The 26,015-nt window shown below is 29.8% G+C and carries 24 protein-coding genes; 13 read left to right on the top strand and 11 right to left on the bottom strand.

Annotation, left to right across the window (positions count from 1 at the left end; translation table 11 throughout):
• Positions 1 to 3 precede the first annotated feature (3 nt).
• The 4 genes from JEY78_RS07715 to JEY78_RS07700 form a co-directional block, all read right to left on the bottom strand.
• Positions 4 to 441 carry a hypothetical protein gene (locus tag JEY78_RS07715; protein WP_291849079.1) on the bottom strand — a complete coding sequence of 146 codons (438 nt, stop codon included), beginning with the start codon at positions 439 to 441 and terminating at the stop codon, positions 4 to 6.
• Between the two features lie 138 nt (positions 442 to 579).
• Positions 580 to 1,968 carry a dihydrolipoyl dehydrogenase gene (lpdA, locus tag JEY78_RS07710; protein WP_291849076.1) on the bottom strand — a complete coding sequence of 463 codons (1,389 nt, stop codon included), beginning with the start codon at positions 1,966 to 1,968 and terminating at the stop codon, positions 580 to 582.
• 104 nt (positions 1,969 to 2,072) lie between these two features.
• Entirely contained in the window at positions 2,073 to 3,842 is a 1,770-nt protein-coding gene (gene argS, locus JEY78_RS07705) for an arginine--tRNA ligase (RefSeq protein ID WP_291849073.1), read from the bottom strand.
• A 52-nt stretch (positions 3,843 to 3,894) separates the two neighbouring features.
• The gene (locus tag JEY78_RS07700; protein ID WP_291849070.1) at positions 3,895 to 5,418 is read right to left on the bottom strand and encodes a serine hydrolase; all 1,524 of its coding nucleotides are present in this window, start codon (positions 5,416 to 5,418) and stop codon (positions 3,895 to 3,897) included.
• Between the two features lie 77 nt (positions 5,419 to 5,495).
• Between JEY78_RS07700 and JEY78_RS07695 the strand changes: the two genes are divergently transcribed.
• On the top strand, positions 5,496 to 5,993 hold the full coding sequence (locus JEY78_RS07695) for a YkgJ family cysteine cluster protein (protein WP_291849067.1): 498 nt from the start codon (positions 5,496 to 5,498) through the stop codon (positions 5,991 to 5,993).
• 295 nt (positions 5,994 to 6,288) lie between these two features.
• Here JEY78_RS07695 and JEY78_RS07690 read toward each other — a convergent pair whose 3' ends face one another.
• Complete coding sequence (locus tag JEY78_RS07690; protein ID WP_291849064.1) at positions 6,289 to 6,477, bottom strand: hypothetical protein; 189 nt, start codon at positions 6,475 to 6,477, stop codon at positions 6,289 to 6,291.
• Between the two features lie 52 nt (positions 6,478 to 6,529).
• Positions 6,530 to 7,033: a CAP domain-containing protein gene (locus JEY78_RS07685; protein ID WP_291849054.1), complete on the bottom strand. Its 504-nt coding sequence runs from the start codon at positions 7,031 to 7,033 to the stop codon at positions 6,530 to 6,532.
• 551 nt (positions 7,034 to 7,584) lie between these two features.
• On the opposite strand from JEY78_RS07685, the gene JEY78_RS07680 reads away from it, so the two are divergent.
• Both JEY78_RS07680 and JEY78_RS07675 read left to right on the top strand, forming a co-directional pair.
• Positions 7,585 to 8,898 carry a pitrilysin family protein gene (locus tag JEY78_RS07680; protein WP_291849061.1) on the top strand — a complete coding sequence of 438 codons (1,314 nt, stop codon included), beginning with the start codon at positions 7,585 to 7,587 and terminating at the stop codon, positions 8,896 to 8,898.
• Positions 8,899 to 8,900: 2 nt separating this feature from the next.
• Positions 8,901 to 10,286, top strand: coding sequence for a pitrilysin family protein (locus JEY78_RS07675; RefSeq protein ID WP_291849059.1), 1,386 nt, complete (start codon positions 8,901 to 8,903; stop codon positions 10,284 to 10,286).
• Between the two features lie 399 nt (positions 10,287 to 10,685).
• On the opposite strand, the gene JEY78_RS07670 is transcribed toward JEY78_RS07675, so the two are convergent.
• The 3 genes from JEY78_RS07670 to JEY78_RS07660 all read right to left on the bottom strand — a co-directional run bounded on the left by JEY78_RS07670 (position 10,686) and on the right by JEY78_RS07660 (position 13,325).
• On the bottom strand, positions 10,686 to 10,877 hold the full coding sequence (locus JEY78_RS07670) for a hypothetical protein (RefSeq protein WP_291849057.1): 192 nt from the start codon (positions 10,875 to 10,877) through the stop codon (positions 10,686 to 10,688).
• Positions 10,878 to 10,928: 51 nt separating this feature from the next.
• Positions 10,929 to 11,432, bottom strand: coding sequence for a CAP domain-containing protein (locus JEY78_RS07665; RefSeq protein WP_291849054.1), 504 nt, complete (start codon positions 11,430 to 11,432; stop codon positions 10,929 to 10,931).
• Positions 11,433 to 12,077: 645 nt separating this feature from the next.
• Entirely contained in the window at positions 12,078 to 13,325 is a 1,248-nt protein-coding gene (locus JEY78_RS07660) for a DUF1343 domain-containing protein (protein WP_291849051.1), read from the bottom strand.
• 8 nt (positions 13,326 to 13,333) lie between these two features.
• Between JEY78_RS07660 and JEY78_RS07655 the strand changes: the two genes are divergently transcribed.
• The 10 genes from JEY78_RS07655 (at position 13,334) to JEY78_RS07610 (ending at position 23,767) form a co-directional block, all read left to right on the top strand.
• Positions 13,334 to 14,569 (top strand): FtsX-like permease family protein, encoded by a 1,236-nt coding sequence (locus tag JEY78_RS07655; RefSeq protein ID WP_291849047.1) that lies wholly within the window; start codon positions 13,334 to 13,336, stop codon positions 14,567 to 14,569.
• A gap of 608 nt (positions 14,570 to 15,177) precedes the next feature.
• Positions 15,178 to 15,615 (top strand): hypothetical protein, encoded by a 438-nt coding sequence (locus JEY78_RS07650; RefSeq protein WP_291849044.1) that lies wholly within the window; start codon positions 15,178 to 15,180, stop codon positions 15,613 to 15,615.
• 174 nt (positions 15,616 to 15,789) lie between these two features.
• Positions 15,790 to 16,326 (top strand): DUF4468 domain-containing protein, encoded by a 537-nt coding sequence (locus JEY78_RS07645; RefSeq protein ID WP_291849042.1) that lies wholly within the window; start codon positions 15,790 to 15,792, stop codon positions 16,324 to 16,326.
• A gap of 655 nt (positions 16,327 to 16,981) precedes the next feature.
• On the top strand, positions 16,982 to 17,851 hold the full coding sequence (locus tag JEY78_RS07640; RefSeq protein WP_291849039.1) for a GIY-YIG nuclease family protein: 870 nt from the start codon (positions 16,982 to 16,984) through the stop codon (positions 17,849 to 17,851).
• Positions 17,852 to 18,015: 164 nt separating this feature from the next.
• On the top strand, positions 18,016 to 18,804 hold the full coding sequence (locus tag JEY78_RS07635; protein ID WP_291849037.1) for a hypothetical protein: 789 nt from the start codon (positions 18,016 to 18,018) through the stop codon (positions 18,802 to 18,804).
• Complete coding sequence (locus tag JEY78_RS07630) at positions 18,801 to 19,214, top strand: hypothetical protein (protein ID WP_291849033.1); 414 nt, start codon at positions 18,801 to 18,803, stop codon at positions 19,212 to 19,214. The genes JEY78_RS07635 and JEY78_RS07630 overlap by 4 nt, the downstream gene beginning before the upstream one ends.
• A 192-nt stretch (positions 19,215 to 19,406) precedes the next feature.
• Positions 19,407 to 20,054, top strand: coding sequence for an HAD family hydrolase (locus tag JEY78_RS07625; protein WP_291849030.1), 648 nt, complete (start codon positions 19,407 to 19,409; stop codon positions 20,052 to 20,054).
• Between the two features lie 275 nt (positions 20,055 to 20,329).
• The gene (locus JEY78_RS07620) at positions 20,330 to 21,739 is read left to right on the top strand and encodes an alkaline phosphatase (RefSeq protein WP_291849027.1); all 1,410 of its coding nucleotides are present in this window, start codon (positions 20,330 to 20,332) and stop codon (positions 21,737 to 21,739) included.
• A 250-nt stretch (positions 21,740 to 21,989) separates the two neighbouring features.
• Entirely contained in the window at positions 21,990 to 22,757 is a 768-nt protein-coding gene (locus JEY78_RS07615) for an SDR family NAD(P)-dependent oxidoreductase (RefSeq protein WP_291849025.1), read from the top strand.
• Positions 22,758 to 22,903: 146 nt separating this feature from the next.
• A complete protein-coding gene (locus tag JEY78_RS07610) occupies positions 22,904 to 23,767 on the top strand; it encodes a YkgJ family cysteine cluster protein (protein WP_291849022.1) in 864 nt (287 codons plus the stop codon).
• Between the two features lie 210 nt (positions 23,768 to 23,977).
• On the opposite strand, the gene JEY78_RS07605 is transcribed toward JEY78_RS07610, so the two are convergent.
• Positions 23,978 to 24,196 carry a hypothetical protein gene (locus tag JEY78_RS07605; protein WP_291849019.1) on the bottom strand — a complete coding sequence of 73 codons (219 nt, stop codon included), beginning with the start codon at positions 24,194 to 24,196 and terminating at the stop codon, positions 23,978 to 23,980.
• A gap of 136 nt (positions 24,197 to 24,332) precedes the next feature.
• Positions 24,333 to 25,919 (bottom strand): peptide chain release factor 3, encoded by a 1,587-nt coding sequence (locus JEY78_RS07600; RefSeq protein WP_291849016.1) that lies wholly within the window; start codon positions 25,917 to 25,919, stop codon positions 24,333 to 24,335.
• Positions 25,920 to 26,015: the final 96 nt, after the last annotated feature.

Here is a 26,015-nt window from a genome sequence, read left to right as displayed (position 1 = left end):
ATATTAATTGTGATATGCTACATTATGCTCTAAAACTTCCCCACAAGAAGCACAGTTTGTAGCTGTTCCAGCTCCACCATAACAAGCGTTTTTACACGTGTAATGATATACTCCTTTCGCATTTTGTGCAGGTTCAACAACAGCAGTATTTGTTGAGTTGCTATTGGCGTTTGGTAAAGGCGTATTACTTTCTACTTTTATAGGGCCGCTTTTTAAAAATTCGTCATTATGAAATGCTTGATTATGTGTATATGGTGTTTTACATGTAGGGCAATTTCCTGCAGCATCACCTCCACTATTTTCACATTTATTGGCACAAATATAATGCTTGGTTGTTTTTATTGAAGTGTTATTACTAGGAAGTGTTTTAGGCCTATTTTCTTTGCAAGAGACCGAAAGTACTAATGAAAAGAGTAATAAAATATGTAGTAGTTTTTTCATGGTAATTTTTAATTGATTGTTTTAATTCTTAGTTTTTTCAAATATACTGAAATAATAAAAATCAACAAAATCAGTAGTTAATTTAAATAAAAAAGTCCGGGTTTTTCAACTCGGACTTTTAAAATGTATTTAGAATTTTTATAAATGAATTACTTCACCATAAGCATCAGCAACAGCTTCCATTACAGCCTCACTCATTGTTGGGTGTGGGTGAATTGTTTTTAACACTTCATGTCCTGTTGTTTCTAATTTTCTACCTAAAACAGCTTCTGCAATCATATCAGTTACACCAGCACCAATCATATGGCAACCTAACCATTCTCCGTATTTGGCATCAAAAATAACTTTTACAAAACCATCTGGAGTTCCAGCTGCTTTTGCTTTACCTGATGCTGAAAACGGGAATTTTCCAACTTTAATTTCATAACCTTCTTCAATTGCTTTGGCTTCTGTTAAACCAACACTTGCAATTTCTGGAGTTGCATACGTACAACCAGGAATATTTTTATAATCTACTGGCTCTGTGTGAATTCCAGCTAATTTTTCAACACAAGTTATTCCTTCAGCAGAAGCAACGTGCGCTAATGCAGGACCAGGAACCACATCGCCAATAGCATAATATCCAGGGATATTAGTTTGGTAATAATCGTTTACTAATATTTTATCTCTATCAACCACAATTCCAACATCTTCTAAACCAATTCCTTCCAAGTTAGATTTAATTCCAACAGCAGATAAAATAACATCAGCCTCTAAAATTTCTTCACCTTTTTTAGTTTTTACCACAGCTTTTACACCTTTTCCTGAAGTGTCTACAGATTCTACAGAAGAATTTGTCATCACATTAATTCCAGATTTTTTGAAAGAACGCTCAAATTGTTTTGAAACATCAATATCTTCTAAAGGAACTAAATTTGGTAAAAATTCAACAATAGTAACCTCAGTTCCCATTGAGTTATAGAAATGTGCAAATTCTACTCCAATTGCACCAGAACCTACAACAATTAATTTTTTAGGTTGTTTAGGCAAGGTCATTGCTTGTCTGTAACCAATAACTTTTTTGCCATCTTGTGGTAAGTTTGGTAATTCACGAGAACGAGCACCAGTTGCAATAATAATATAATCCGCGCTGTATTCAGTTACTTTACCATCAGCATCAGTAACATCCACTTTTTTACCTGGTTTAATTTTACCAAAACCATCAATGACATCAATTTTATTCTTTTTCATAAGGAATTGAACTCCTTTGCTCATTCCTTCTGCTACATTTCTACTACGTTTTATAACAGCTTCAAAATCTTTATCAATAGCTTCGGCTTTTAAACCATATTCATCAACATGTTTTAAATAGTCATAAACTTGAGCACTTTTTAATAATGCTTTTGTTGGAATACATCCCCAGTTTAAGCAAATTCCACCTAAGTTTTCTTTTTCAATAACAGCAACTTTAAAACCAAGTTGAGATGCTCTAATAGCTGTAACATATCCTCCAGGACCACTACCAATTATAATAACGTCGTATTTCATGTTTTTTGATTTTCTAATTTTGATAACTGATTTTACTCAGCAAATTTACTTATTTTATTTTTCTTTTTTAAAATCGATACTAAAGATTTCAACTGAAATTAACTTTACATTCTTTCAGGAACTTCAATTCCTAATAATTTGAAGGCTGATTTTATAATTTCAGCTACTTTATTAGATAATTGCGTTCTAAAAATCTTTTCATCTAAGTTCTCACAGCCTAAGATTGGCACAGTTTGGTAAAATGAATTGTATTCTTTCACCAAATCATACGAATAATTTGCAATTAAAGCAGGACTATGGTTGCTGGCTGCATTCTGAACTACTTCAGGGAATAATTGTATTTGTTTAATTAATTCTCGCTCTTTAGGATGTAATTCAATTCCCGAAATTTCTTTAGCATAATCAAAATCGGCTTTTCTTAAAATGGATTGAATTCTTGCATAGGTATATTGTATAAACGGACCTGTATTTCCAGCAAAATCAACAGATTCTTCTGGATCAAACATAATTCGTTTTTTAGGATCTACCTTTAAGATATAGTATTTTAAAGCACCCAATCCTATAGTTTTATACAATCCTTCTTTTTCTTCGGTTGAATAACCTTCTAGTTTTCCTAATTCTTGAGATATGGTTCTGGCTGTATCTGTCATTTCCAACATTAAATCATCTGCATCTACCACAGTTCCTTCTCTCGATTTCATTTTACCGCTTGGTAAATCTACCATTCCATACGATAAATGATAACAGTTTTTAGCCCATTCAAAACCTAGTTTTTCTAAAATTAAAAACAACACTTTAAAATGGTAATCTTGCTCATTTCCAACCGTATATACTAATTCGTTTAAGTCAAAATCTTTAAAACGTTCAATGGCAGTTCCTATATCTTGTGTCATATAAACGGCAGTTCCATCAGAACGTAATACTATTTTTTCATCTAAACCTTCTTCGGTTAAATCTATCCAAACAGAACCATCTTCTTTTTTATAGAAAATGCCCTTTTTTAAACCTTCAGCAACAATATCTTTTCCTAATAAATAGGTATTACTTTCATAATAATTTTTATCAAAATCAACACCTAACTCTTTATAGGTTTCATCAAAACCTTTATAAACCCATTGGTTCATGGTTTTCCAAAGTGTAACGATCTCCTCATCTCCAGCTTCCCATTTTAGCAACATTTGTTGTGCTTCTATTAAAATTGGCGCTTGCTTTTTGGCTTCTTCTTCCGTTTTTCCTTGGGCAATTAATTGTTTAATTTCTTCTTTATAAGCCTTATCAAAAGCAACATAATAATTACCAACTAATTTATCACCTTTTAAACCTGAAGATTCTGGAGTTTCACCATTTCCAAAACGTTGCCAAGCCAGCATACTTTTGCAAATATGAATACCACGATCATTAATAATTTGAGTTTTATAAACCTTTTTACCGGAAGCTTTTATAATTTCAGCAACCGAATATCCTAATAAATTATTTCTAATATGACCTAAATGTAAAGGTTTGTTAGTGTTTGGTGAAGAATATTCCACCATTACAGCTTTCTCATTTGGGTTAGTTGCTACAATTCCAAAAGAGGCATTATTTTTTATTTTGTTAAAGTCTGATATAAAAAAAGTATCTGAAATTACTAAGTTTAAAAAACCTTTTACTACATTAAAATCAGAAATTTCGGCAACATTTTCTTTTAAATATGCTCCAATTTTTGTTCCAATAGCTTCTGGATTGCCTTTTACATAGCGTAAAAACGCAAAAACTACAATTGTGATATCTCCTTCAAAATCTTTTCTAGTAGCTTGAAATTCAACAGAATTAATTTCAACATCATAAATTTCTTTGAATCCTTTTATTACAGCTTTTTCTAAACTAGTTTGCATATTTTATGGTAAATTATTTCGAAATGCAAAAGTACTAAATTCAATATAATTTTTACTGTTTTATAAACTCAAATTCAGTAAAATCAAAATCGGGGTTTGGAACGTCTAAATGTAATTTAAAAACTTTGCCCTCTTTATTTAAATCGAACCATAATTTTCCTGATGGAAGTGATGATAATTCTTTTGGAAATTTAAAGGTAAAGATATGATGATTCCAATGCTGTAAATCTGCATAAAAAATAGGAGTTTTATCCATTTGAAAATGGAGCATATCTTTTTTTATAGATACAGTTACAGTACCATACATTTTATCTTTAAAAACACCTGTATATTCAATTAAATTTAAGTGATTATTGTTTTGTTTTCCTCGTAAACTATCTATGGCTACTTGTTGATTACTATCTCTTTTTGCTTGTTCATTTTTATAGTCTAAGTAATTGGAAGACCAGTCGTTACCTTCAAAATTATTAGCTAATAGTACATCTAGTATTTTATTGGTAAGTGCACTAGGTACCCAGTTTATGCTATTGGTAAGTATTACAACTCCTAATTGTTTTTCTGGAATAAAAAATGATTTAGAAATCATACCATCATAGCCACCTCCATGAGAAATTACTTTATAACCTGCATAATCTTGCAATTCCCAACCTAAACCGTACGATTTAAAATGTGTATTTTCTGTGTTTTTACCAACTTCAAAATTTATATGAGGTGTAGTTAACCTTCTAAAACTTTTTTCATTAAAAATAGTGGTTTTATTTAATTGACCTTCATTTAAATTTAATTGTAACCATTTAGAAAAGTCGTTCACCGATGAAATGATAGCTCCTGCAGGGGCAATATTGTCCCAATTTACCCAATTAACTTCGTTATTTGTCCCATTTTCAAGATAATAAGGCGTTGCAACATTGGTGGTTTTTTGCAGTTGGTTAGTGGATGTTAGTGTTCTATTCATTTGCAACGGACTCAAAAAATGTTGTTCTACAAATTTTTGCCAAGTGTTTCCACTTACTTTTTCAACAATTTTTCCAGCGGCTAAAAATGCAATATTGGAATAGCCATACGTGGTTCTAAAATCGTATTTTGGAATTAAATATTGCTGTGCTTCAATAATTTCTTCAGCAGTTAAAGTTGTGCCGTACCATAATAAATCTCCACTAAAAGTTACTAAACCACTTCTATGGCACAATAAATCTTCAATAGTAAAATTTTGTGTGGTATAATCATCATACATTTTAAAATAGGGTAAGTAATCAATTACTTTATCTGTCCAATGTAGTTTTCCTTCTTCTACTAAAATTGCAATAGCACTTGCCGTAAAAGCTTTTGAATTAGATGCTACGGCAAACAAGGTATTTCCATCAACTTTTGTGTTTTTTTTAATGTTCGAAAATCCGTAACCTTTACTAAAAACAATGGAATCGGCATTTACAATGGCAATTGCCATACCGGGAACTTGCCATTCATTTAATGATTTTTGAAAATAGGCATCTAAATGGTTAATTTGTTCTTTTGTTTGTGAAAAAACGGAGATACTTATAAAAGAAACAAATAAAAAGAATTTGAAAAACTTCATAAAAATGGATTTAAAAAACGAATTTAATACTTAATTATAAAGGTATCACAAACAAATAACATTTATATATTTGCACTATGGAAAATTTTTTAAACGAATTGCCAAAATTAGCAAAAGAGAAAGAGCAAGAAAGCAAAAAATACTTTCAAAAGTTAAAAAAGCGTACGCCTAAAAATTTAGACTTAATAATGCAGGATTTGCATGATAAGGAGTTTGAAAAAACAGATTGCTTAACGTGTGGGAATTGCTGTAAAACTACAAGTCCAATTTTTACAATTAAAGATATTGAACGTATTTCTAAACATTTTAGAATGAAAGTGTTAGATTTTACAAATGAATATTTAAAAAGAGATGAAGATGATTTTTACGTGTTAAAAACAGCGCCTTGTTCTTTTTTAGATTTGGAAGATAATATGTGTACCATTTATGATGTTCGCCCAAAAGCGTGCAGTGAATACCCACATACGGATAGACGTAAATTTATTCAGATTGCTAATTTAACCGTTAAAAATACTGAAATTTGTCCGGCTGCCTATCATATTGTGGAAGCTTTAAAGTTGAAATTACCACAATAGGTTTATTAAAAGGTGAGCTTAAATAAATTTAAAAAAAGAGGGAAGTCATTTAGCAATGGTGTAACCCCTTACATTTGCATATAGACTTCCCTAATTAACCCAAAAAAATATTTTAAATAAGAGGAAAATTTAGGTTTAATTTTCCTCTTATATTGTTTTTAGATACGTTTGATTTAATGGTAACTTTTTTTATAAACTACCGTTGTGGGAACGAAACGTTTTGTTTTATGAACTACCGTTATGGGAACGTGGATGGTTAAATATTACCGTTGTGGGGACAACTTATAAAATTAACCTATAATAAAATACATTTTTTTGGTGTAATTAATTCACCTAAGTGGTTTGTATAATTAAAACCTGGCATTAATGTATTTATATATATTCTGTCAATGTTATCTGTTTTTGTTTTTTTTTGTACAAAATCACTTTTAATTAGGGTTAAATGAGATTTTAAAATCGTTGCATTTTCTGAGGTTGTTTTCATAATATTAATGTTAGGGGTTAATTATTGAATACTTTTTAAAAATGAATTTGTATTATTTTTTAATGAAAATTTGTGTAAAATAGTTTCTATTTTCTTTATTTGTTTCTGTAGATATTCCAAAATGTGTATAGTTTGGATTCTCAATAATGCTTTTGTGTTCAGGACTATTTAACCAGCCATTAACAACACCTTCAGCGGTGCTGAATCCGTAAGCTACATTTTCACCAACTGTTTTTGCACCAGCATTATCCATTAAATTTTGAGCTCTTTGGCTAAAGTTATCATGATTAACACTACCTACTTCAATCATGTATTCTGTATGTCCATCAGCTACGCCAGAAATGATATCTAACGGTGCTAAAGAAGTTAATCCTAAACTAGTTCTGTGGGCATTTACTAAAGCTAAAATGTCATTTTCCATAGTAGTATAAGTGACATTAGTAGTATTAACAACTTCACTATTTTCAAAATAAATACCATCATCTGCTGGAGAACAAGAAAATAAAATGGTAGAAACAGCGAATAGGGCTAGGAGGTTAAGGAATGAAGTTTTCATTTTTGAGGGGTTTTGGGGTTGAGAAATTTAGGGTTGATTTATTTGTCTTTGGGGTTTTGGGGTTAAGAAATTTAGGGTTGATTTATTTGCCTTTGGGGTTTTAGGTTTAAGTAATTAGGGTTGATTTATTTCTTTCGGGGTTTTGGGGGTTAATTAATTTGGGTTTTTATTTAAATTTTCATACTCAAATGTAAAAAATAAAATAACATAAAACAAGAAAAACTTACCATTTGTTGTAAAAAACATACCATTTGTTTATAAAAAACGTCAGAACAGTTGATCTACAAGGCTTTTGAAATTAAAATATTTTTCTTTATTTTATTAAAATAAGGGTTAAATAGTCTTTAAAAAGAGTTTTTATATCATAAATACAACTAAATAATACCTTTTTCTTTTGTCAGTAGTGCTCCATATTTAATAAAATGGCGTAAAATTTAATTGAGACTGCATTATTATTTAGAATAAAATTGCTGACTCATTTAGAAAAATTATCTAATAAAAAGAAATTATTTCGTTACTTCGTTAAATGTTTTATGGTAATTAAACTTTTTATGAAAAAAATAGTAATTTTTATATTGTTTTTGGCTGTCTATACCAGCCAAGCTCAAATGAAAGCAGATGATGTAAAAACATTTACATTAACAAACGGAATGAAATTTTTAGTAGTGGAAGATTTTTCCATTCCTAATGCCAATATGTATTTATTTTATAAAGTTGGTAGTAGAAATGAATATCAGGGAATTACTGGACTTTCTCATTTTTTTGAACATATGATGTTTAATGGCGCTAAAAAATATGGTCCAAAACTTTTTGATCAGACCATGGAATACAACGGTGGTGCAAATAATGCCTATACTACAGAAAATGTTACGGTGTACACCAATTGGTTTCCAGCATCCGCAACAGAAGTTATTTTTGATTTAGAAAGTGATAGAATTGCTAGTTTAAGTATTGATCCTGAAATGGTTGAAAGCGAAAGAGGCGTGGTGTTAAGTGAAAGAAGTACAGGTTTAGAAAATTCTCCTTGGAGATTGTTATCGGAATCACTTCAAGCTACAGCATTTCAAGAGCACCCATATCATTGGCCAGTAATTGGCTATGAAGATGATATGAAAAATTGGACACAACAAGATTTAGAACGCTATTTTAAAACCTACTATGCTCCTAATAACTGCGTTGTTGTAGTATCTGGTGCATTAAAATTTGAAGAAGTTAAAAGGTTGGCGGAGCAGTATTTACAACCAATTTCAGCACAGCCAGCACCACCTAAAGTACATATTGTAGAACCAAAACAAACCGGTGAACGAAGAATTACAGTGCAACGGGAAGTAACAAATCCGTATATAATGATTGGTTATAAAACACCAGAATCTAAACACCAAGATTATTATGCTTTAAAAATTTTAAGTGCCATTCTTTCAAATGGGAAATCTTCACGGTTGTATGCTTCTTTAGTGGATCGTCAGCAATTGGCAACTGTTGTTTTCACAGATTATGGAAATAGTTTTGATCCTAATTTATTTAATATATATGCGGTAGCTAATAATAATGTTTCATCTGATGCTATTGAAAATGCATTTTATGTTGAAATTGAAAAGATAAAAAATGAGGGAGTTAGTGAGGCTGAACTTCAAAAAGTAAAAAATCAAAAATTAATGGAGTTTTATAATCAAATTGAAACCATTGATGGAAAATCTAACAATATTGGAACGTATGAAGTGTTTTTTGGCGATTATAAAAAAATGTTTAACGCTCCAGAAAATTTTAATAAAGTTACCATAGCAGATGTGCAAAATGTTGCAAAAAAATATTTTTCAAAAAGTAATAGAACAGTTGGTGTATTAAAAACAAATGTAGAAGAATAGTTATGAAATATTTAAATATAAAAACAGTAGCACTATTTTGTTTGTTGGTAAGTACAAATATTTCTTTAGTTGCGCAGAATTACAAATTACCAAAATATACATCCTTTAAATTGCCTAATGGTTTAACTTTTAATTTAATGGAACAACACGATGTTCCTGTAATTAGTATATCGGCAATTATTCCAGCTGGAGCAATTTATGATGCGGATAAAGCAGGATTGGCTTCACTCACAGCTACGGCTTTAAAACACGGAACTCAAAATTTTTCAAAAGCAAATATTGATGAACAAATAGATTTTATTGGTGCAAATATAAATACCTACGCATCCAAAGAATTTGCAGGCGTATCAGCAAAATTTGCAGCAAAGGATTCAGAAAAAGTTTTAACTATCCTGAAAGAAATTATGTTAAATCCTACATTTAATGCCGAAGAATTTGAAAAAGAGAAAAGTAGATTGTTAGTAGAATTAGAGCAGAAAAAGGAAAGTCCTAGAGCTGTTATTGGAACGTATTTTGAAAAGTTAATTTATGGCAATCACGTGTATGGAAATTCCATAAGTGGTACAATTGCAAGTGTTGGTAATTTAACAGTGAATGATGTAAAAGATTTTTATAATAACAATTACTTTCCAAATGAAAGTGCTATTAGTATTGTTGGAGATTTTTCAGAAAAAGAAATGAAAACTATACTAACAAGACTGTTTTCAAAATGGAAGAAAACCAATAGTGTTAGAGAAAATGTTTTTGTAGAAACTGTTAAAAAGCCTTCTAAAAGCAAGGTGATATTAGTTAATAAAGACGATGCTAACGAAACTACCTTTTATATAGGTTCAACAGGAATTAGTAGAAATAACCCAGATTATGTTGCTATTAGTGTTGTAAACACATTGTTTGGAGGAAGATTCACCTCTATGTTAAACGATGAATTACGTGTAAATAGTGGATTAACATACGGCGCAAGTAGCAGATTTAGTACCTTAAAAAATGCAGGAACTTTTTATATAAGCACTTTTACAGCGAAAGAAACTACGCAAGAAGCCATAGATAAAGCATTGGAAGTTTTAAAAGCCTTACACCAAAATGGAATTGATGAAAAAGCATTGACTTCTGCTAAAAATTATGTGAAAGGACAATTCCCTCCAGATTATGAAACTACCGATCAATTAGCAAGACTGCTTACAGAAATGTTTTGGTATAATTTTGATGCTTCATTTATTAATAATTTTGAAAACAATGTTAATGGTTTAAACTTGGTGAAAGCCAATGAAATAATTGCTACTTATTTTCCAACAGAAAATTTACAATTTGTTTTAGTTGGAAAAGCAACCGAAATTAAAACTATTGCTGAAAAATATGGGGAAGTTACCGTTGTTGAAATAAAGGATTAAAACAATTTTAATTGAATAGTTTTTTAGCTTAACCACTAAAAACATAGAAATTTGTATGGCAACTTATTATATTGTGGAAGATTTAAAGATGAAATTACTGCAATAGGTTTATAAAAAGGGGAGCTTAAATAATTAAAAAAAAGGGAAGTCATTTATGAATTTTGTAACCCCTTACAAAATTATAGACTTCCCTAATTAACCCAGAAAAATATTTTAAATAAGAGGAAAATTAAACTTAAATTTTCCTCTTATGTTGTTTTTAGATGTATTTGATTTTTTTGTTTTTATTTTTTTTTAGAACTACCGTTGTGGGAACGAAACTCTATTATTTTAGAACTACCGTTGTGGGAACGACACCAGTTAATTACTGCTTTTGTGGGGACAACTTTAGAACTCAACCTATAATAAAATGCATTTTTTAGGAGTAATTAATTCACCTAAGTGGTTTGTATAATTAAAACCTGGCATTAATGTATTTATGTATATCCTTTTAGTAGTGTTATCTATTTTTGTTATTTTACTTATAAAATCACTTTTAATGAGTGTTAAATGAGATTTTAATATGGTTGCTTTTGTTGAGGTTGTTTTCATAATATGAATATTTGGGGTTAGAGATAAATGCTTTTAAAAATTGAATTTGTTTTATTTTTTAATAAAAATCTGAGTAAAATAGTTTCTGTTCTCTTTATTAGTTTCTGTAGAAATTCCAAAATGTGTATAATTTGGGTTTTCAATAATGCTTTTGTGTTCCGGGCTATTTAACCAACCATTTACAACACCTTCAGCGGTGCTGAATCCGTAAGCTACATTTTCACCAACTGTTTTTGCACCAGCATTATCCATTAAATTTTGAGCTCTTTGGCTAAAGTTATCATGATTAACACTACCTACTTCAATCATGTATTCTGTATGTCCATCAGCTACGCCAGAAATGATATCTAACGGTGCTAAAGAAGTTAATCCTAAACTAGTTCTGTGGGCATTTACTAAAGCTAAAATGTCATTTTCCATAGTAGTATAAGTGACATTAGTAGTATTAACAACTTCACTATTTTCAAAATAAATACCATCATCTGCTGGAGAACAAGAAAATAAAATGGTAGAAACAGCGAATAGGGCTAGGAGGTTAAGGAATGAAGTTTTCATTTTTGAGGGGTTTTGGGGTTTAGAAATTTAGGGTTGATTTATTTGTCTTTGGGGTTTTGGGGTTTAAATAATTAGGGTTGATTTATTTGTGTTTGGGGTTAAATTATTGGGTTTTTATTTAATTATTGATATTCAAATGTAAAAAATAAAATAATACAAAACAAGAAAAATCTACCATTTGTTATAAAAAACTTACCATTTGTTTATAAAAACAATCCAAACAGTTGATTTACAAGGTGTTTAAAATTAAAATATTTTTGTTTATTTTTTTAAATTAGGGTTAAAAGCCTTTAATAAGAATGTAGGATATTATAAATAAGAAGAATTAATATTTTTCTCATTGATTTTTACCACTATAAATTTTCTAAAAAGAAATAAAAGAGGTGTGTAGTTACTTACATAATTTTGAGCATTGTAATTACATAAAGTTTTTAAGCGTTAGATATAAATAAAAAAACACTATAAATAATAGGTAACCTATTTAATTGAATTTCAGAAAAAAAATCCAATGGCTAGAAAAAGAAGTATTTGGTAGGTAATGGAGTAATAAATTACGTTATATGATTCTGTAGATTTCTTAAATGAACGGAATTTTGTTGAATATATACAAGTTTTGGATCTCTTTCAATGTATAATGCGTTTTATTTAATCGTACAGCAGATATTTTTCTCTTATTTTTTTAAAAGAATGTATGTCGTGTTGCCATGATTCACGTATTTTTTTCGCAGAAATTTGGTCTTTTAATTGTTGTTCAAGGTTGGTATTTCCTGCGTGAATAGTAAATGAAGCACCAAAAAATGTTTCGGAAGCAAGTGTTTTTTTATAGGCATCTATCAACCAGTTTATATTTACTTTGCTTAATCTATCGGTGTCTGCTAAATCTACACCGTAGCATAACTTTCCTTCATGTTTTGGATGTTTAGAACCAAAATTGGGTTGTGGCGTATAGCTAAAATCATTTTCAGGGAAAAATGGCGCACCATATCTTTGAAATTGAAATTCAGTTCCACGACCAGCATTTATAGTAGTTCCTTCAAAAAAACCTAAACTTGGATATAAATTTATAGCCACATCATTTGGTAAATTTGGCGAAGGTCTAATAGGTAAACGGTACAAGCTTTTGTGGGTATAATTTTTTAAAGGAATAACAGTTAGGTTACATTTCTGGGGCGTATTCAACCAATTTTCGCCATTAATCATCCTTGCATATTCTCCAATAGTCATTCCATACACTAACGGAACAGGATGCATTCCAACAAAACTTTTATGCTCCATTTCTAAGGTTGGCCCATCAATATAATGTCCGTTTGGATTTGGCCTATCTAGCACAAGTACAGGAATTCCGGCTTCAGCACACGCTTCCATTACATAATGTAAGGTAGAAATGTAGGTGTAAAACCGAACGCCAACATCTTGAATATCAAAAATTACGACATCAATTCCTTGTAGCTGTTCTTGCGTAGGTTTTTTATTGTTTCCATATAAAGAAACAATAGGAACGCCCGTTTTGGTATCCACACCATCTTTTATAAATTCACTGGCATCTGCAGTTCCTCTAAACCCGTGTTCAGGTGAAAATACTTTTTTAATAGCAATATTTAATGAAAGTAAAGAATCTACCAAATGCGTGTAATGTTGAGTTCCACCTTTAAAAATAACAGAGGTTTGGTTAGCAACAATAGCAACGTTTTTAGAAAGTAGTGTAGGCAAATAAACAAAGGTTTGTTGTGCACCCGTTACAATTACTTTTTTTCCTTTTAAATCATTTTCTACAGCATTTTTTTCCATTTCGGCATCCGAATTTATTGGTTTTGCTGGTTTACAAGAAAACAACATAAAAAACACGAAAGAAAACAAGAAGAAATATGTATTTTTGAACGGTTTAGAAATCATATATAAAATTGAATTACGAATTATTTATTGCAAAACGTATTATTGCTGCTAAAAAGTATAAAAGTAGCATATCATCTCCAATAATAAAAATTGCCATTATAGCAATTGCCTTAGGAATGATTATTATGATGATTGCCATTGCAACAGGAATTGGCTTACAACAAAAAATACGTGAAAAATTAGCAGGTTTTAACGGACATGTTCAAATTACTAATTTTGATAATAATAATTCTGAAATTACCTTAATTCCGGTTTCAAAAAAACAAGATTTTTATCCAACCTTTCAAACAGTTTCAAACATTAAAAATGTGCAGGTTTTTGCTACAAAAGCGGGAATTATTAGAACTGCCACTGATTTTGAAGGCATTATTTTAAAAGGTGTGGCCAACGAGTACGATTGGAGCTTTTTTGAAGAGTACTTAGTGGAAGGAAAATTACCCAATTATGACAGTGAAGTTTCTAATGATGTGTTAATATCAAAAGTAATTTCTGATAGAATGGCATTGAAATTAGGAGATGAATTTAACATTCTGTTTGTAAAAAATGATCCAACAAAAGCACCGTGGATTCGTGTGGTAAAAATTGTGGGGATTTATAATTCCGGTTTTCAGGAGTTTGATGAAAGTTTTGTAATAGGTGACATTAGACATATTCAAAAAATGAATAGATGGAATGATGATGAAGTGGGAGGTTTTGAAGTGTTAATTACTGATTTTGATGAAATTATACCTAAAAGTCACGAAATTTATATGCAAACGGGCTCTACATTAAATAGTGAAAGTATTGTTGAAAAATATCCTGCTATTTTTGAATGGATTAGCCTTTTTGATAATAATGTGTATTTAATAATTGTAATTATGATTTTAGTTGCAGGCATTAATATGATTACAGCCTTATTAGTGCTGATTTTGGAAAGAACCCAAATGATTGGGATTCTTAAAGCGCTAGGAGGGAGCAATGTAAGTATAAGAAAGGTGTTTTTGTACAATGCCGCTTATTTAATTGTAAAAGGATTGTTTTGGGGAAATTTAATAGGTTTATCAATTTTATTCATTCAAAAATATTTTGGTGTAATAACCTTAAACCCTGAAACGTATTATGTAAGTGAAGCACCAATTTATTTAAACTTTGGGTATATAATCCTCTTAAATTTTGGTACTTTAATTTTATGTTTATTAATGCTTATAATTCCAACAATTATTATATCTAAAATAAGCCCAGTAAAAGCAATTAAGTTTGAATAAATACAGCTTATTATCTCATTATGAATACGTTATTTAGGTGCTTTGCTGTTTAATAAGGAAACTTTTTTAGCAAAATATATAAAGGCCTTTATAAAACTTTACAAAAACACTTCGTCTTTTTTATAAAAGCACCCGTACTTTCTTGTAAAAGCACCTGTGATTGTAAATAATAATTGTACAATTATTATTAAAATATATGTACATTTACTTTAAAATAAATGTACAACTAATTTAAAAAAATAGTAGATAATTTATAAAGTGACTATTTTAGGAGTAGATTTTTAAAATAAACTTTATAAGGTAAAAAGTACTAAATTTTACTGAGGTACCATGTTATTTTCCGTTAAAATTATGAACATTCAAAACATAAAGAAGGTTCACCCTGCACTTTAATTTTTACCACTACTATTTTGGTGTATTTCTTTTTTTACTAATTATACGTATTCATACGTTTTGTTTTAAAAAAATAAAAATGAATAAATAGGTATACAATACGGATAACCGTAAAGTTATAAATATGTAAACTGTTATTTTTGTTTGGTTAGTAGAAGTTGCTAACAATGTGAAAAATTAAAAACTATAATTTAAACTTTCTAAAATAAAATGCGATGAAAAAATCAAATATAATACTATTAATATTGATGAGTTTATTATTTATTAATTGTTCTAATAAAAATATTTTATTAAAAATAGAAAATTTTAAAGCTTCTGCTAATTCTGACAATAGTATAATTGAAACTTATGATTACAGATTGAAAAATAGTACACCTTTACCAAATAAGCTTACAGATGTTTTTGCCTATGACGTATGGTTAATTTTAACTAATACAATTCAATTAAAAGGAATAAGCCCATCAAATATAAAGAAGGAAGATATATTAAAAGTATTTGAGATTTATAAAAATGAAGATTATAAAAAAATAATTGGTTTTAGACCTTATACACAATCAAGTTTTGTAAAATCATTGAATAACGATGATTTATTAATTTTATCAGAAAACTTAGAAAGCCATATAAGAGAAAATGGAATTTGGGAAAAACCATAAACAATTTGAATCTCTATAAAAATTGACAAAAAGATAAAATGAGCATAAGTGAAAATCCAAAATTGGTGATTCCTAAAACAACAAAACAACAAAGAGTCCAGTTGAATGAAGGGAAAAAGAAAAAAAATAGTAACCTTTATCGAAATGGTTCAATGACAATCTAAATAAACAAAAATGAAAAATTTACTTTTAACAGTAACAATAATTTTATCAAACTTGTCATTTGGACAAGAAATCCCTCAATTGAAATTAACACCAAACGGTGTCGAACCAATTGTAATTGAAGTTGACGATATAAGTACTGCTGAACTTTATAATAAAGCACTCAACTGGGTTCAAGAAACCTATAAAAATCCGAACAAAGTTTTAAAGGCAAATATTGAAAACGAAAAAATTCGAATTGATGGTTTTGCTTCTAATGCTTGGTGGTACAAATCAATGGGAATTCAAAATTCCTATAATATGGAATATTCCATTGAAATTTCTTTTAAGGACGGTCGATATCGATTTGAATATATCGTTGGTCAGTTTTTTATAGCCGGTGGACAAAAAGTACTTTACGATTACAGGACTTTTTATAAAAAAGACGGTGTAATACGAAAATCGTATGTGGATGCTGTTCCAAGTTTAGAACAAACTATGAATGAATTATCCCTTTCGTTTTATAATTATGTCTCTGGAAAAACAACTAATAAAGAGAAAGATTGGTAAAAACTATTGCCAAAACCTACTAAAATTTATGCTCACATTTAATATAAATAACGAACTGAGAAAATTGGAAGAAACAATTTGCTACGTCCAATAAATCTCTGATTTTCCAGTAGCACCAATCATATAAAAAATGTTGTAAGTAATTTTGAAAATAAATAAAAAAAACACAAAATGAAATCAAATAGGATTAGTTTTATAGTAGGTTTTTTATTAGCTACTATAATTTGGGTAGTACTTATTACAGTGTTTGTTAATATGAGTATATTTCAAACAGATATGTTCTAACTGATAAAAAATTTATTGCGAATAAATAAACTTAAATTTTATAAATATAACATTACATAAATTCAATGTTTGTAATATATAAGTCTATTTGATGCGCATAAAAAAGAAATTAAACAGTCAATTGAGGTCATTGTTGAAATATATAGACTTTTAAAAACAATTGAAAACTACGAGTCTGAATAAAAGATAACGTTACTAATACCGCATAAATTTTTTGCTTAAATTGGAACTAGCAGAAACTAGCAAACATTCAATAAAAATATTGTTACGGCGGAAAAATCTACGATTTTTATGTCGCACAAATCTTATAAAATCACGTTGGGAGTAATAAAAACTGTGTAACTTTAAAGATAAATTCAAAAACAAAAAAATGGCTAGAGGAAAGAAATTAACGATTTTTATGTTAGATGGAACTGAATATGGTCCGAGAATTGCAGAAATCGGAAATTGGGTAGGAAAAGCTTTCTATTCTCCGAGAACAATGATTTCACAAGTTATTGACAGACCTGAATTCGACAATCCTGGAATTTATTGTTTAAAAAGTAATTCGGATTCAGATTCATTTCAAGAAAAAATATATATCGGAGAAGCTGAAAATGTTAAAACGAGAATTAAACAACATTTACAGAATTCTAAGAAAGATTTCGTAGAATTAATTTTCTTTATTAGCAAAGATGATTTACTTACAAAAACTCAAATCAAATATTTAGAATCAAGATTAGTTCAATTAGCGATTGATTCAAGAACAGCCGAAATCGAAAATAACACAACTCCTTCACTACCAACTTTACACGAGGCAGATATTTCAGATATGGAATATTTTCTTGACCAATTGAAACTGATTTTGCCTGTAATGGGTTTTAGATTTTTAATATCTTCAATTGTAAAACAAACCGAAAAAGAGCCAACTAAAGAACAAAAGAAAATTCTATTAAAAATAAATAGCAGTAAGATAAATGCAAATATGTACATTGCCAATCAAGGTTTCATTGTAACTCAAGGATCTCAAGCAAAGAAAAATTTATCAAAATCTTGTACAATAACTTATAGAACTTTAAGACAAAAATTGCTAGACACAAAGATTTTAAGAGACAACGGAGAGTTTTACGAATTTGTCGAGGATACAATTTTTTCAAGCGCAAGTGCCGCATCGAATATGATTTTAGGAAGAAATTCGAACGGATATACCGAATGGATTACAGAAAATGGAACTCCATTAAAAGAACTAGAAGAAAATTAAAAGCTGCCAACAACTTATATAATTTATGCTTACATTCGAACTAACATTAACGACAAACATTCAACAAGCGATTTGCTACGGCAGAAAAATCTCCGATTTTCCAGTCGCACAAATCATATAAAATCACGTTGTGCGTAAGTTAAAAAAACTCAAATGAAATAAAATTGACAACTAATTACCAAAAAATATCTGATGAAATTAAATTAAAGGAAGGATTTTACTATCCTAAATATTCATCTAAAAGATTAGCTATTTCAGAGGAAGATTTTATTGAAAAAATCGATAAAGCACAATTAAAATATTTTGGTCTATTAGATGAGCATAAATTAATAAATCAGCTTCATTCTAAAACAAAAGACACTTTTGAAATTATATTAGAAAACACTTTATTAAACCGTCAGTTTCAAGAAACTAATAATCTGTTGTTTTATCATTGGTACGAAAGAAAATATAATAAAAATGTAATTAATAATGAAGTCTTATATACTCTAAATATTAGCTCGATAATTCCTTGGTATAATAAATTCTCTAAAAAAGACATAAGTACAAATATCTATGATAAATTAGAAAAGCACTTTGAGTCTACTCAATTTCCTGGGTTTAGTATTTATTATGAATATTATTATAAATTTTTCCCAAACATTGAGAAATTTACTTTTGAAGAATTTAAGAGAAAAGAATTCCTAAACTATTTGTTAGACCTATTTCCTAAAATAGTTGCGATTGATTATAAAAATAAAAAAAATCTTTGGCGAGTTACAGATTCTAAATTGGAATTTTATGGTGATGACAGTCATCATATGACCACAGTGGATAGAAACAATACTCATAATGCAGTAACTTACAATAGTTATGATTTGCCTTGTTTTTATCCTAGTAAAATAGGCAAAAAAATTTTGAATATTATAAAATTGATTTACCTGAAACTCACACGCCTCTTTTCAAAATTGTGAAATTTAAGATTAGAAGTATCGAAGATGAAATTAGAGAAGAAAGAGAATTACCTAAAATTGGAGAAGGTTGGATATCAGAAACTCTATTATATTATAAAATAAAAAAGACTCTAAAAGATTATATTGTAGTTCACCACGGAAGACCTAAATGGCTTGGTTTGCAACATTTTGATATATTCATTCCCGAATTAAATATTGCAATTGAATATCAAGGCACACAGCATCAAAAACCAATTGAATATTTCGGAGGTGAAACCGCATTCAAAAAAGGACAAGAAAGAGACGAAAGGAAAAAACAATTATGTGAAGAAAATAATTGCACTTTATATTATGTTTATCCAGATGATGATATTGATAAATTTATAAGAGAGCTGAAAGAGGGAATTAATGAATTAAAAACAAAAATTTAGAATAAAACCTACGCACAACAACTCATATAATTTATGCTTACATTCGAACTAACATTAACGACAAACATTCAACTAACGATTTGCTACGGCAGAAAAATCTCCGATTTTCCAAATGCACAAATCTTATTGGGAAATATACCAAAAGGATAATATGAAAGTTTATAATATTCAATGAATATAAAAAATTGAAAAATGAAGGTTAAAGGAGTTATTTTTGATTTAGACGGAACACTAGTTAATTCACTTCAAGATATTGCAGATTCAATGAATATGGTGCTTCAAAGCTATGGTTACCCTACTCATAGCTATGAAGAACATCAAAGTTTTATTGGTAGTGGAATTAGAAGTCTTGTAAGTAAATCCCTACCATTAGCACATAATAATGAAAAACAAATTGATTGTTGTTTCCATGCTATGATTGAAGTATATCGCGATAATTGTACTCGTAAAACAAAACCATATGATGGAATTATAGAATTACTTGACAACTTAATTTCTCGCAATATTAAACTAAGTGTATTATCAAATAAGTCTGATGAGTTTACTAAGAAAATTACACATGCTTTATTTCCTAACTATTTTAATCCAGTAGTTGGTTTGAGTAATGAAAAACTTAAAAAACCAAATCCATTTGTAGCAGTAGAAATAAGTAAAACCTTAGCAATAAAACCTGAAGAAATAATTTACATAGGAGATACTGGTATTGATATGCAAACTGCAAATAATGCAAATATGTTTGCAGTAGGCGTATTATGGGGTTTTAGACCAAAAGAAGAATTGATTTCAAATGGAGCTAAATATTTATTAAGTAATCCTGTAGATTTAATTCAGATTCTATAACTAAGCGTTAAATGGATTAAATGATAAATATTCAACAGACATATAACTATCAATTTGTTCTCAACTAAAAATCTTCAGAATACTTTTTAAAAACCTATTAAAATTTACTACTGCAACAAATGAAACATAAATAAGCTTATTTAGTGTCATTCAAATTTTTCAATTAATTGTAAATTTACCTAAAATATGTATTCAAAAAAACAAAACAAATAAGGAGCAGGACCTCACAGAAAGACCTATTTTTTAACAAAAAATGAATATAAAAATAAATAAGTATGTTTAAAAAAATTATAGTAATAACAATGGCCTTTTTTGGGGCTATGGTATATAGCCAAAATACACCCAATGCAAAATATGTATTTCTGTTTATTGGAGATGGTATGGGGGTCAATCAAATTTATACTACCGAAATGTATTTAAATGCAAAGGCAGACGAAATTAAAGTGGATAGACTTTTAATGAACAGTTTTCCGGTAAGCTCAAATATGACCACTTTTTCTGCCAATTCTTTTGTTACTGCTTCGTGTGCAGCGGCAACTGCAATGTCTACAGGGTTTAAAACTAACAATGGAATCATAGGAAAATCACCCGACGAGAAAATAGCGTATGAAAACATATCTGAAAAAGCAAAAAAAGCCGGTTTTAAAGTTGGGATTCTATCTAGTGTAATGATAGATCACGCTACTCCAGCAGCATTTTATGCACATCAAAACTCTCGTAATATGTATTATGAAATTAGCATGGAGTTACCCAATTATAATATTGATTATTTTGGGGGCGGAGGTTTCCATTATCCAAAAGGGGAAAAAGGAGACCAACCAGATTCGTATGAAAATGCAATAAATAAAGGCTATACAATTGCAGATTCTCAAGAGGAAATTAATAAATTAAAAAATGGAGATGAAAAAATAATAGCAATCAACCCTGAAAGGTATCCTTTAGGTGAGTTTTATTGGGCTATTGATAAAAAAGAAGGTGCTCTTGCTCTTGCTGATTTTACAAAAAAAGGCATTGAGGTGATGGATAATGATAAGGGCTTTTTTATGATGATAGAAGGCGGTAAAATTGATTGGGCTTGTCATGGAAATGATGGCGTAGCTATGGTTCATGAAGTACTTGCTTTTAACGACGCTATTAAAGTTGCTTATGAGTTTTATAAAAAACAACCTAATGAAACATTAATAATAGTTACGGCTGACCACGAAACTGGATCTATGTTTACAGGAATAAACTATGCGATACACCCTGAAATGTTGAAATACCAGAAAATTTCGGTTCAGGAATTTAAAAGAAAAATGACAGAACTTAAAAATACGGATCCAGAAGTTTCATTTGAGACGCTTTTAGATTTAATACAGACAGATTTTGGCTTAGGTAATAGTGAAATAGGATTGGCGTTAGATGCTAAGGAGTTAGATTTATTAAAAGTTGCCTATGAACATCAGTTTAAAGAAAATAAGAAAGTTAACGCAGATGCAGATTATTTAAGTATAAATGTAGTGAAATCAATTGCCGAAACAGCAGCTTATATATTGAATCAAAAGGCGGGAATAAGTTGGGGGTCAAGTGATCATTCTGGTATGCCAGTTCCAGTTAGAGTTATAGGAACAGGCCAAGAAGAATTCTCAAAATACTTCGACAACACAGATTTACCTAAAACAATTCAGAAAGTTATGGGTATGTAAATTCATGAATGTATATTAAAATAATAATTAAGTTGCGTTATTTAACAAATTGTCGTGCTTCTAAAATAAAACGAATTGCAGTATTAAAAATAATTCACTTCATTGGAAAATCTGAAAAATTGCTAATTTTATAAAATAACATAGGTAACAATAAGTGTATTGTTTTATTATATTTGTAGAAATATTGCATTGTAGATAACCATAAGTAGTGTTTTCAATACAATTATCAACTCTATTTATATAAAAAAGCATGAAAAACATTAAATTAACTGGAAAAAACGTTCTTATAACTGCTGGCGCTCAAGGAATTGGAGAATCAATCACCAAACACTTTATTGATAGCGGAGCCAATGTTGCGATTCATTATTTTTCCAGTGCAGATACCGCAAACGAATTAACAAAATATGCAATTAGCAAAGGACAAAAAGCGGTTGCTATAAGTGGTGACTTAACAAAAGAAGCCGATGCGAATGCATTGGTAGTAAAAACAGTAGAAGTATTAGGTAGTTTAGATATATTAATTAACAATGCAGGTTCACTTGTTGCGCGTAAAATGCTAAGCGAAATGGAGTCTGATTTCTGGCATAAGGTGATGGACATTAATCTTACATCTATGATGCTTGTAACTAGGGCAGCATCTTCATATCTTGCAAAAAATGACAATAGCAGTATTGTAAATTTAGCATCGCTGGCTGGACGCAAAGGAGGTCATCCAGGGTCTTTAGCTTATTCTACAAGTAAAGGAGCAATCCTAACCCTTACAAGAGCTCTTTCTGCAGAATTAGGACCTCAAGGCATAAGAGTTAATGCGGTTGCTCCAGGTCTTATCTTAGGAACTTCATTTCATAATACGCATACAACAGAAGAATCAGCCGCTGCAACAACAGCTGGTATTCCAATTCAACGCGCAGGTAATGCAGATGATGTAGCGCGTGCAGTTTTATTTTTGGCATCTGAATACGACGGTTTTATAACAGGTGCTACACTAGACATAAATGGAGGCGTATACAATATGTAGTTCCGTTTAAATTGTAATTGATTTACAGTTAAACCGTATGCAATTGTATGATGTTATATTTAATTATTTTTCAAAAATTAATTTATGTTAAAAACTCCAGTAATTTTATCATTAAATTGATGTAAGGCACAAAGTATTATATAGAAATGCAAAGAACTAAACTCAGTGCTCAAAGTATATTGACGCTTACATGCTCCCGATCTGGCACATGCTGTTTTGGTAAAGCCGTAATGCTAAACCCATGGGAGTTGTTAAAATTTAGTAGTGAAAAAAAAATGACTCCTAGGGATTTTCGGGATCTTTATTGTGAATTTGGAGGGATCCGATTGCGCTTTAACGGAAAGCCAGATAAAAAAGGACAATTAGCATGTAGTCAATATATTGAAAACGTGGGTTGTAGCGTTCACTTAGGTCGCCCATTAGCATGTCGATTGTATCCATTAGGGCGTTACATACAATTTAATAAAGCGCATTATATGTATCAAGGAGATCAATTTCCTTGTTTAAATGATTGCTCGGAAGTGTTAGAATTACCTAAATTGAGTGTAGGCGAGTATATAAAAGGACAGGAAGCAGTGCAATTTGAAAAAGCTCAAGATGAATATTTATTAGTAATGCAAAACATAGCGGATATAGGTTTTGAGTTACTTTTAGACTCAGGATTAGCAGAATCTGGAGATACAAAAACACTAAAAGTATGGAGAGAAATAGGAAATGAACCTCCAGAGTTATTAGTAGAAAGAATAGGCCAAGATTGGATAGACTCTTTAATGATACCTGCAATACAAGAAAATGAGAACCCTATTACTTTTGCGCAAAAACACAATGAATTACTACTGTTAAAAGCGCAGGAAGAATTTGGAAACGTACAAACACTTCAAGAACTTCATAATGCATCTGTTTTAATGATTGGAGTAGCATTGCATTTATCTAGAGGATTAGGAGCTGATACAAAAGGCATTTCTGAACATTGGATAGAAATTGCAAAAAGCCATGGCGCTAAAGAATGATATTTTATGACAGAATTTTTGAAAATTTAATAGGTTTAACTATTATGCATTAAAAAATAGAGTTAATTACTTTAAATTTTGTAATTTATTAGGTTCATAAATTACCAATTTATTAAAGCATCGGATATATTATTCTATTAAATTTTGACACAATAATTCTTAGCTTATTATTAATAAGCAAAGTAATCTAAATAAAGTTTTACAAAAAAATTATCTTTCAGGACCTTCATTAGATCCACAAGCACCCATTGTATCTCCTTCATGTAATGCAATGTGGACATATGCAGCTACACGAGCAATATTAATTGTATGAGCGTTTTCAGGATTTCCTGGAGGCACATGACATACGTCTACTTTGTCAGCAGAAAGTAAAAAAGCTCCAACACTAATTCCAATAATCAAACCGAAATAAAGCAACTTGTTTTTCATAAAAGTAATTTTAATAATTAGTAAAAAGTTTCAATAAAATAATGTACAAATTTCTTAAAATTGAAAACAGTAATTTATATTACTGATAATAAGGTAATTATAAAGATAGTAATTATTTTATAAAAAACAATATTTATTAAAATTCGCTGGTAAAATGCAACTTTACTGTTGGGTATTTTTGCTGAGTCATTTGAATTGAAAAAGCAGAATCTGCCAAAAACACTAATTGGCCTTGTTTATCAGTTGCTAAATAACGTTGTTTTACGCGTTTAAATTCTTTAAACTCTTCACTTTTTGGATTTTCTGGTTGAACCCAACATGCTTTATGAACAGAAAGGTTTTCATAACTACATTTAGCGTTGTATTCATGTTCTAAACGGTATTGAATAACTTCAAATTGTAAGGCTCCAACAGTTCCAACAACTTTTCTACCATTAATATCTAAGGTAAATAATTGAGCAACACCTTCATCCATTAATTGGTCTAAACCTTTAAATAATTGTTTAGCTTTTAAAGGATCGGCATTATTAACATATCGGAAATGTTCTGGTGAAAAACTTGGAATACCTTTAAAGTTGAGTTGTTCTCCTTCGGTAAGTGTGTCTCCAATTTTAAAATGTCCAGTATCTGGCAACCCAACAATATCTCCAGGGTATGATTCATCCACAATTTCTTTCTTTTCAGCAAAAAACGCATTTGGACTAGAGAATTTCAACTTTTTACCTTGGCGAACATGTAAATAAGGAACGTTTCTTTTAAACATTCCTGAAACAATTTTAACAAAGGCAATTCTGTTTCTATGGTTAGGATCCATATTTGCGTGAATCTTAAACACAAAACCTGTTAAAGTTTCTTCTTTAGAATCTACCAAACGTTCCTCAGACATTTTTGGTTGAGGTGATGGTGCAATTTCAATAAAACAATCTAACAATTCCTTTACTCCAAAGTTATTTAAGGCCGAACCAAAAAATACTGGTTGTAAATTACCTTTTAAATATTCTTCTTTATCAAAGTCAGGATATACTTCATGAATAATTTCTAATTCTTCTCGTAATGTTTCAGCAGCTTTAGCGCCAATAATTTTATCTAGTTCAGGAGTTGTAATATCAGTAAATTCAACACCTTTTGAAACCGTTTGTTTGTTATCGCCAGAGTATAAATTTATTTTCTTTTCGTAAATATTATAAATTCCTTTAAAATCGTAACCCATACCAATAGGGAAACTTAAAGGCGTTACAGTTAAACCAAGTTTTTGTTCAACTTCATCCATTAAATCAAAAGCATCTTTACCTTCACGGTCCATTTTATTGATAAAAACAATAATTGGAATTTTTCGCATTCTACAAACTTCTACCAACTTTTCAGTTTGTTCTTCCACACCTTTTGCAACGTCAATTACAACAATTACACTATCAACAGCTGTTAATGTTCTAAAAGTATCTTCAGCAAAATCTTTATGCCCAGGCGTATCTAAAATATTTATTTTTTTATCTTTATAAATAAAAGCTAATACAGATGTAGCTACAGAAATACCACGTTGACGCTCAATTTCCATAAAATCGGAAGTGGCACCTTTTTTAATTTTATTACTTTTTACGGCTCCTGCTTCTTGTATAGCACCACCAAATAATAATAATTTTTCTGTTAGTGTAGTTTTACCAGCATCGGGATGCGAAATAATACCAAAGGTTCTTCTGCGTTGTATTTCTTTTAAAAAACTCATCTGTCAAATTTAGAGGTGCAAATATAGGGTATAAAGTTTGAATGTTGAAAAAGATTAAAAGTTGAAAAGTAGTTTAGTACTTTTTTAACGTTTCTA

This window comes from Lutibacter sp. (assembly GCF_016342705.1).
Taxonomy (GTDB): domain Bacteria; phylum Bacteroidota; class Bacteroidia; order Flavobacteriales; family Flavobacteriaceae; genus Lutibacter.
This window is presented reverse-complemented; position numbering and strand designations above follow the sequence as displayed.

Coding starts and splice junctions, on each gene's coding strand:
- JEY78_RS07700 (WP_291849070.1), bottom strand. CDS start 5,418: ATGAAGTTTTTCAAATTCTTTTTATTTGTTTCTTTTATAAGTATCTCC.
- JEY78_RS07650 (WP_291849044.1), top strand. CDS start 15,178: ATGAAAAAATCAAATATAATACTATTAATATTGATGAGTTTATTATTT.
- JEY78_RS07715 (WP_291849079.1), bottom strand. CDS start 441: ATGAAAAAACTACTACATATTTTATTACTCTTTTCATTAGTACTTTCG.
- JEY78_RS07600 (WP_291849016.1), bottom strand. CDS start 25,919: ATGAGTTTTTTAAAAGAAATACAACGCAGAAGAACCTTTGGTATTATT.
- lpdA (WP_291849076.1), bottom strand. CDS start 1,968: ATGAAATACGACGTTATTATAATTGGTAGTGGTCCTGGAGGATATGTT.
- JEY78_RS07620 (WP_291849027.1), top strand. CDS start 20,330: ATGTTTAAAAAAATTATAGTAATAACAATGGCCTTTTTTGGGGCTATG.
- JEY78_RS07685 (WP_291849054.1), bottom strand. CDS start 7,033: ATGAAAACTTCATTCCTTAACCTCCTAGCCCTATTCGCTGTTTCTACC.
- JEY78_RS07625 (WP_291849030.1), top strand. CDS start 19,407: ATGAAGGTTAAAGGAGTTATTTTTGATTTAGACGGAACACTAGTTAAT.
- JEY78_RS07660 (WP_291849051.1), bottom strand. CDS start 13,325: ATGATTTCTAAACCGTTCAAAAATACATATTTCTTCTTGTTTTCTTTC.
- JEY78_RS07615 (WP_291849025.1), top strand. CDS start 21,990: ATGAAAAACATTAAATTAACTGGAAAAAACGTTCTTATAACTGCTGGC.
- JEY78_RS07695 (WP_291849067.1), top strand. CDS start 5,496: ATGGAAAATTTTTTAAACGAATTGCCAAAATTAGCAAAAGAGAAAGAG.
- JEY78_RS07690 (WP_291849064.1), bottom strand. CDS start 6,477: ATGAAAACAACCTCAGAAAATGCAACGATTTTAAAATCTCATTTAACC.
- JEY78_RS07665 (WP_291849054.1), bottom strand. CDS start 11,432: ATGAAAACTTCATTCCTTAACCTCCTAGCCCTATTCGCTGTTTCTACC.
- JEY78_RS07680 (WP_291849061.1), top strand. CDS start 7,585: ATGAAAAAAATAGTAATTTTTATATTGTTTTTGGCTGTCTATACCAGC.
- JEY78_RS07645 (WP_291849042.1), top strand. CDS start 15,790: ATGAAAAATTTACTTTTAACAGTAACAATAATTTTATCAAACTTGTCA.
- JEY78_RS07605 (WP_291849019.1), bottom strand. CDS start 24,196: ATGAAAAACAAGTTGCTTTATTTCGGTTTGATTATTGGAATTAGTGTT.
- JEY78_RS07670 (WP_291849057.1), bottom strand. CDS start 10,877: ATGAAAACAACCTCAACAAAAGCAACCATATTAAAATCTCATTTAACA.
- JEY78_RS07675 (WP_291849059.1), top strand. CDS start 8,901: ATGAAATATTTAAATATAAAAACAGTAGCACTATTTTGTTTGTTGGTA.
- argS (WP_291849073.1), bottom strand. CDS start 3,842: ATGCAAACTAGTTTAGAAAAAGCTGTAATAAAAGGATTCAAAGAAATT.
- JEY78_RS07610 (WP_291849022.1), top strand. CDS start 22,904: ATGCAAAGAACTAAACTCAGTGCTCAAAGTATATTGACGCTTACATGC.
- JEY78_RS07640 (WP_291849039.1), top strand. CDS start 16,982: ATGGCTAGAGGAAAGAAATTAACGATTTTTATGTTAGATGGAACTGAA.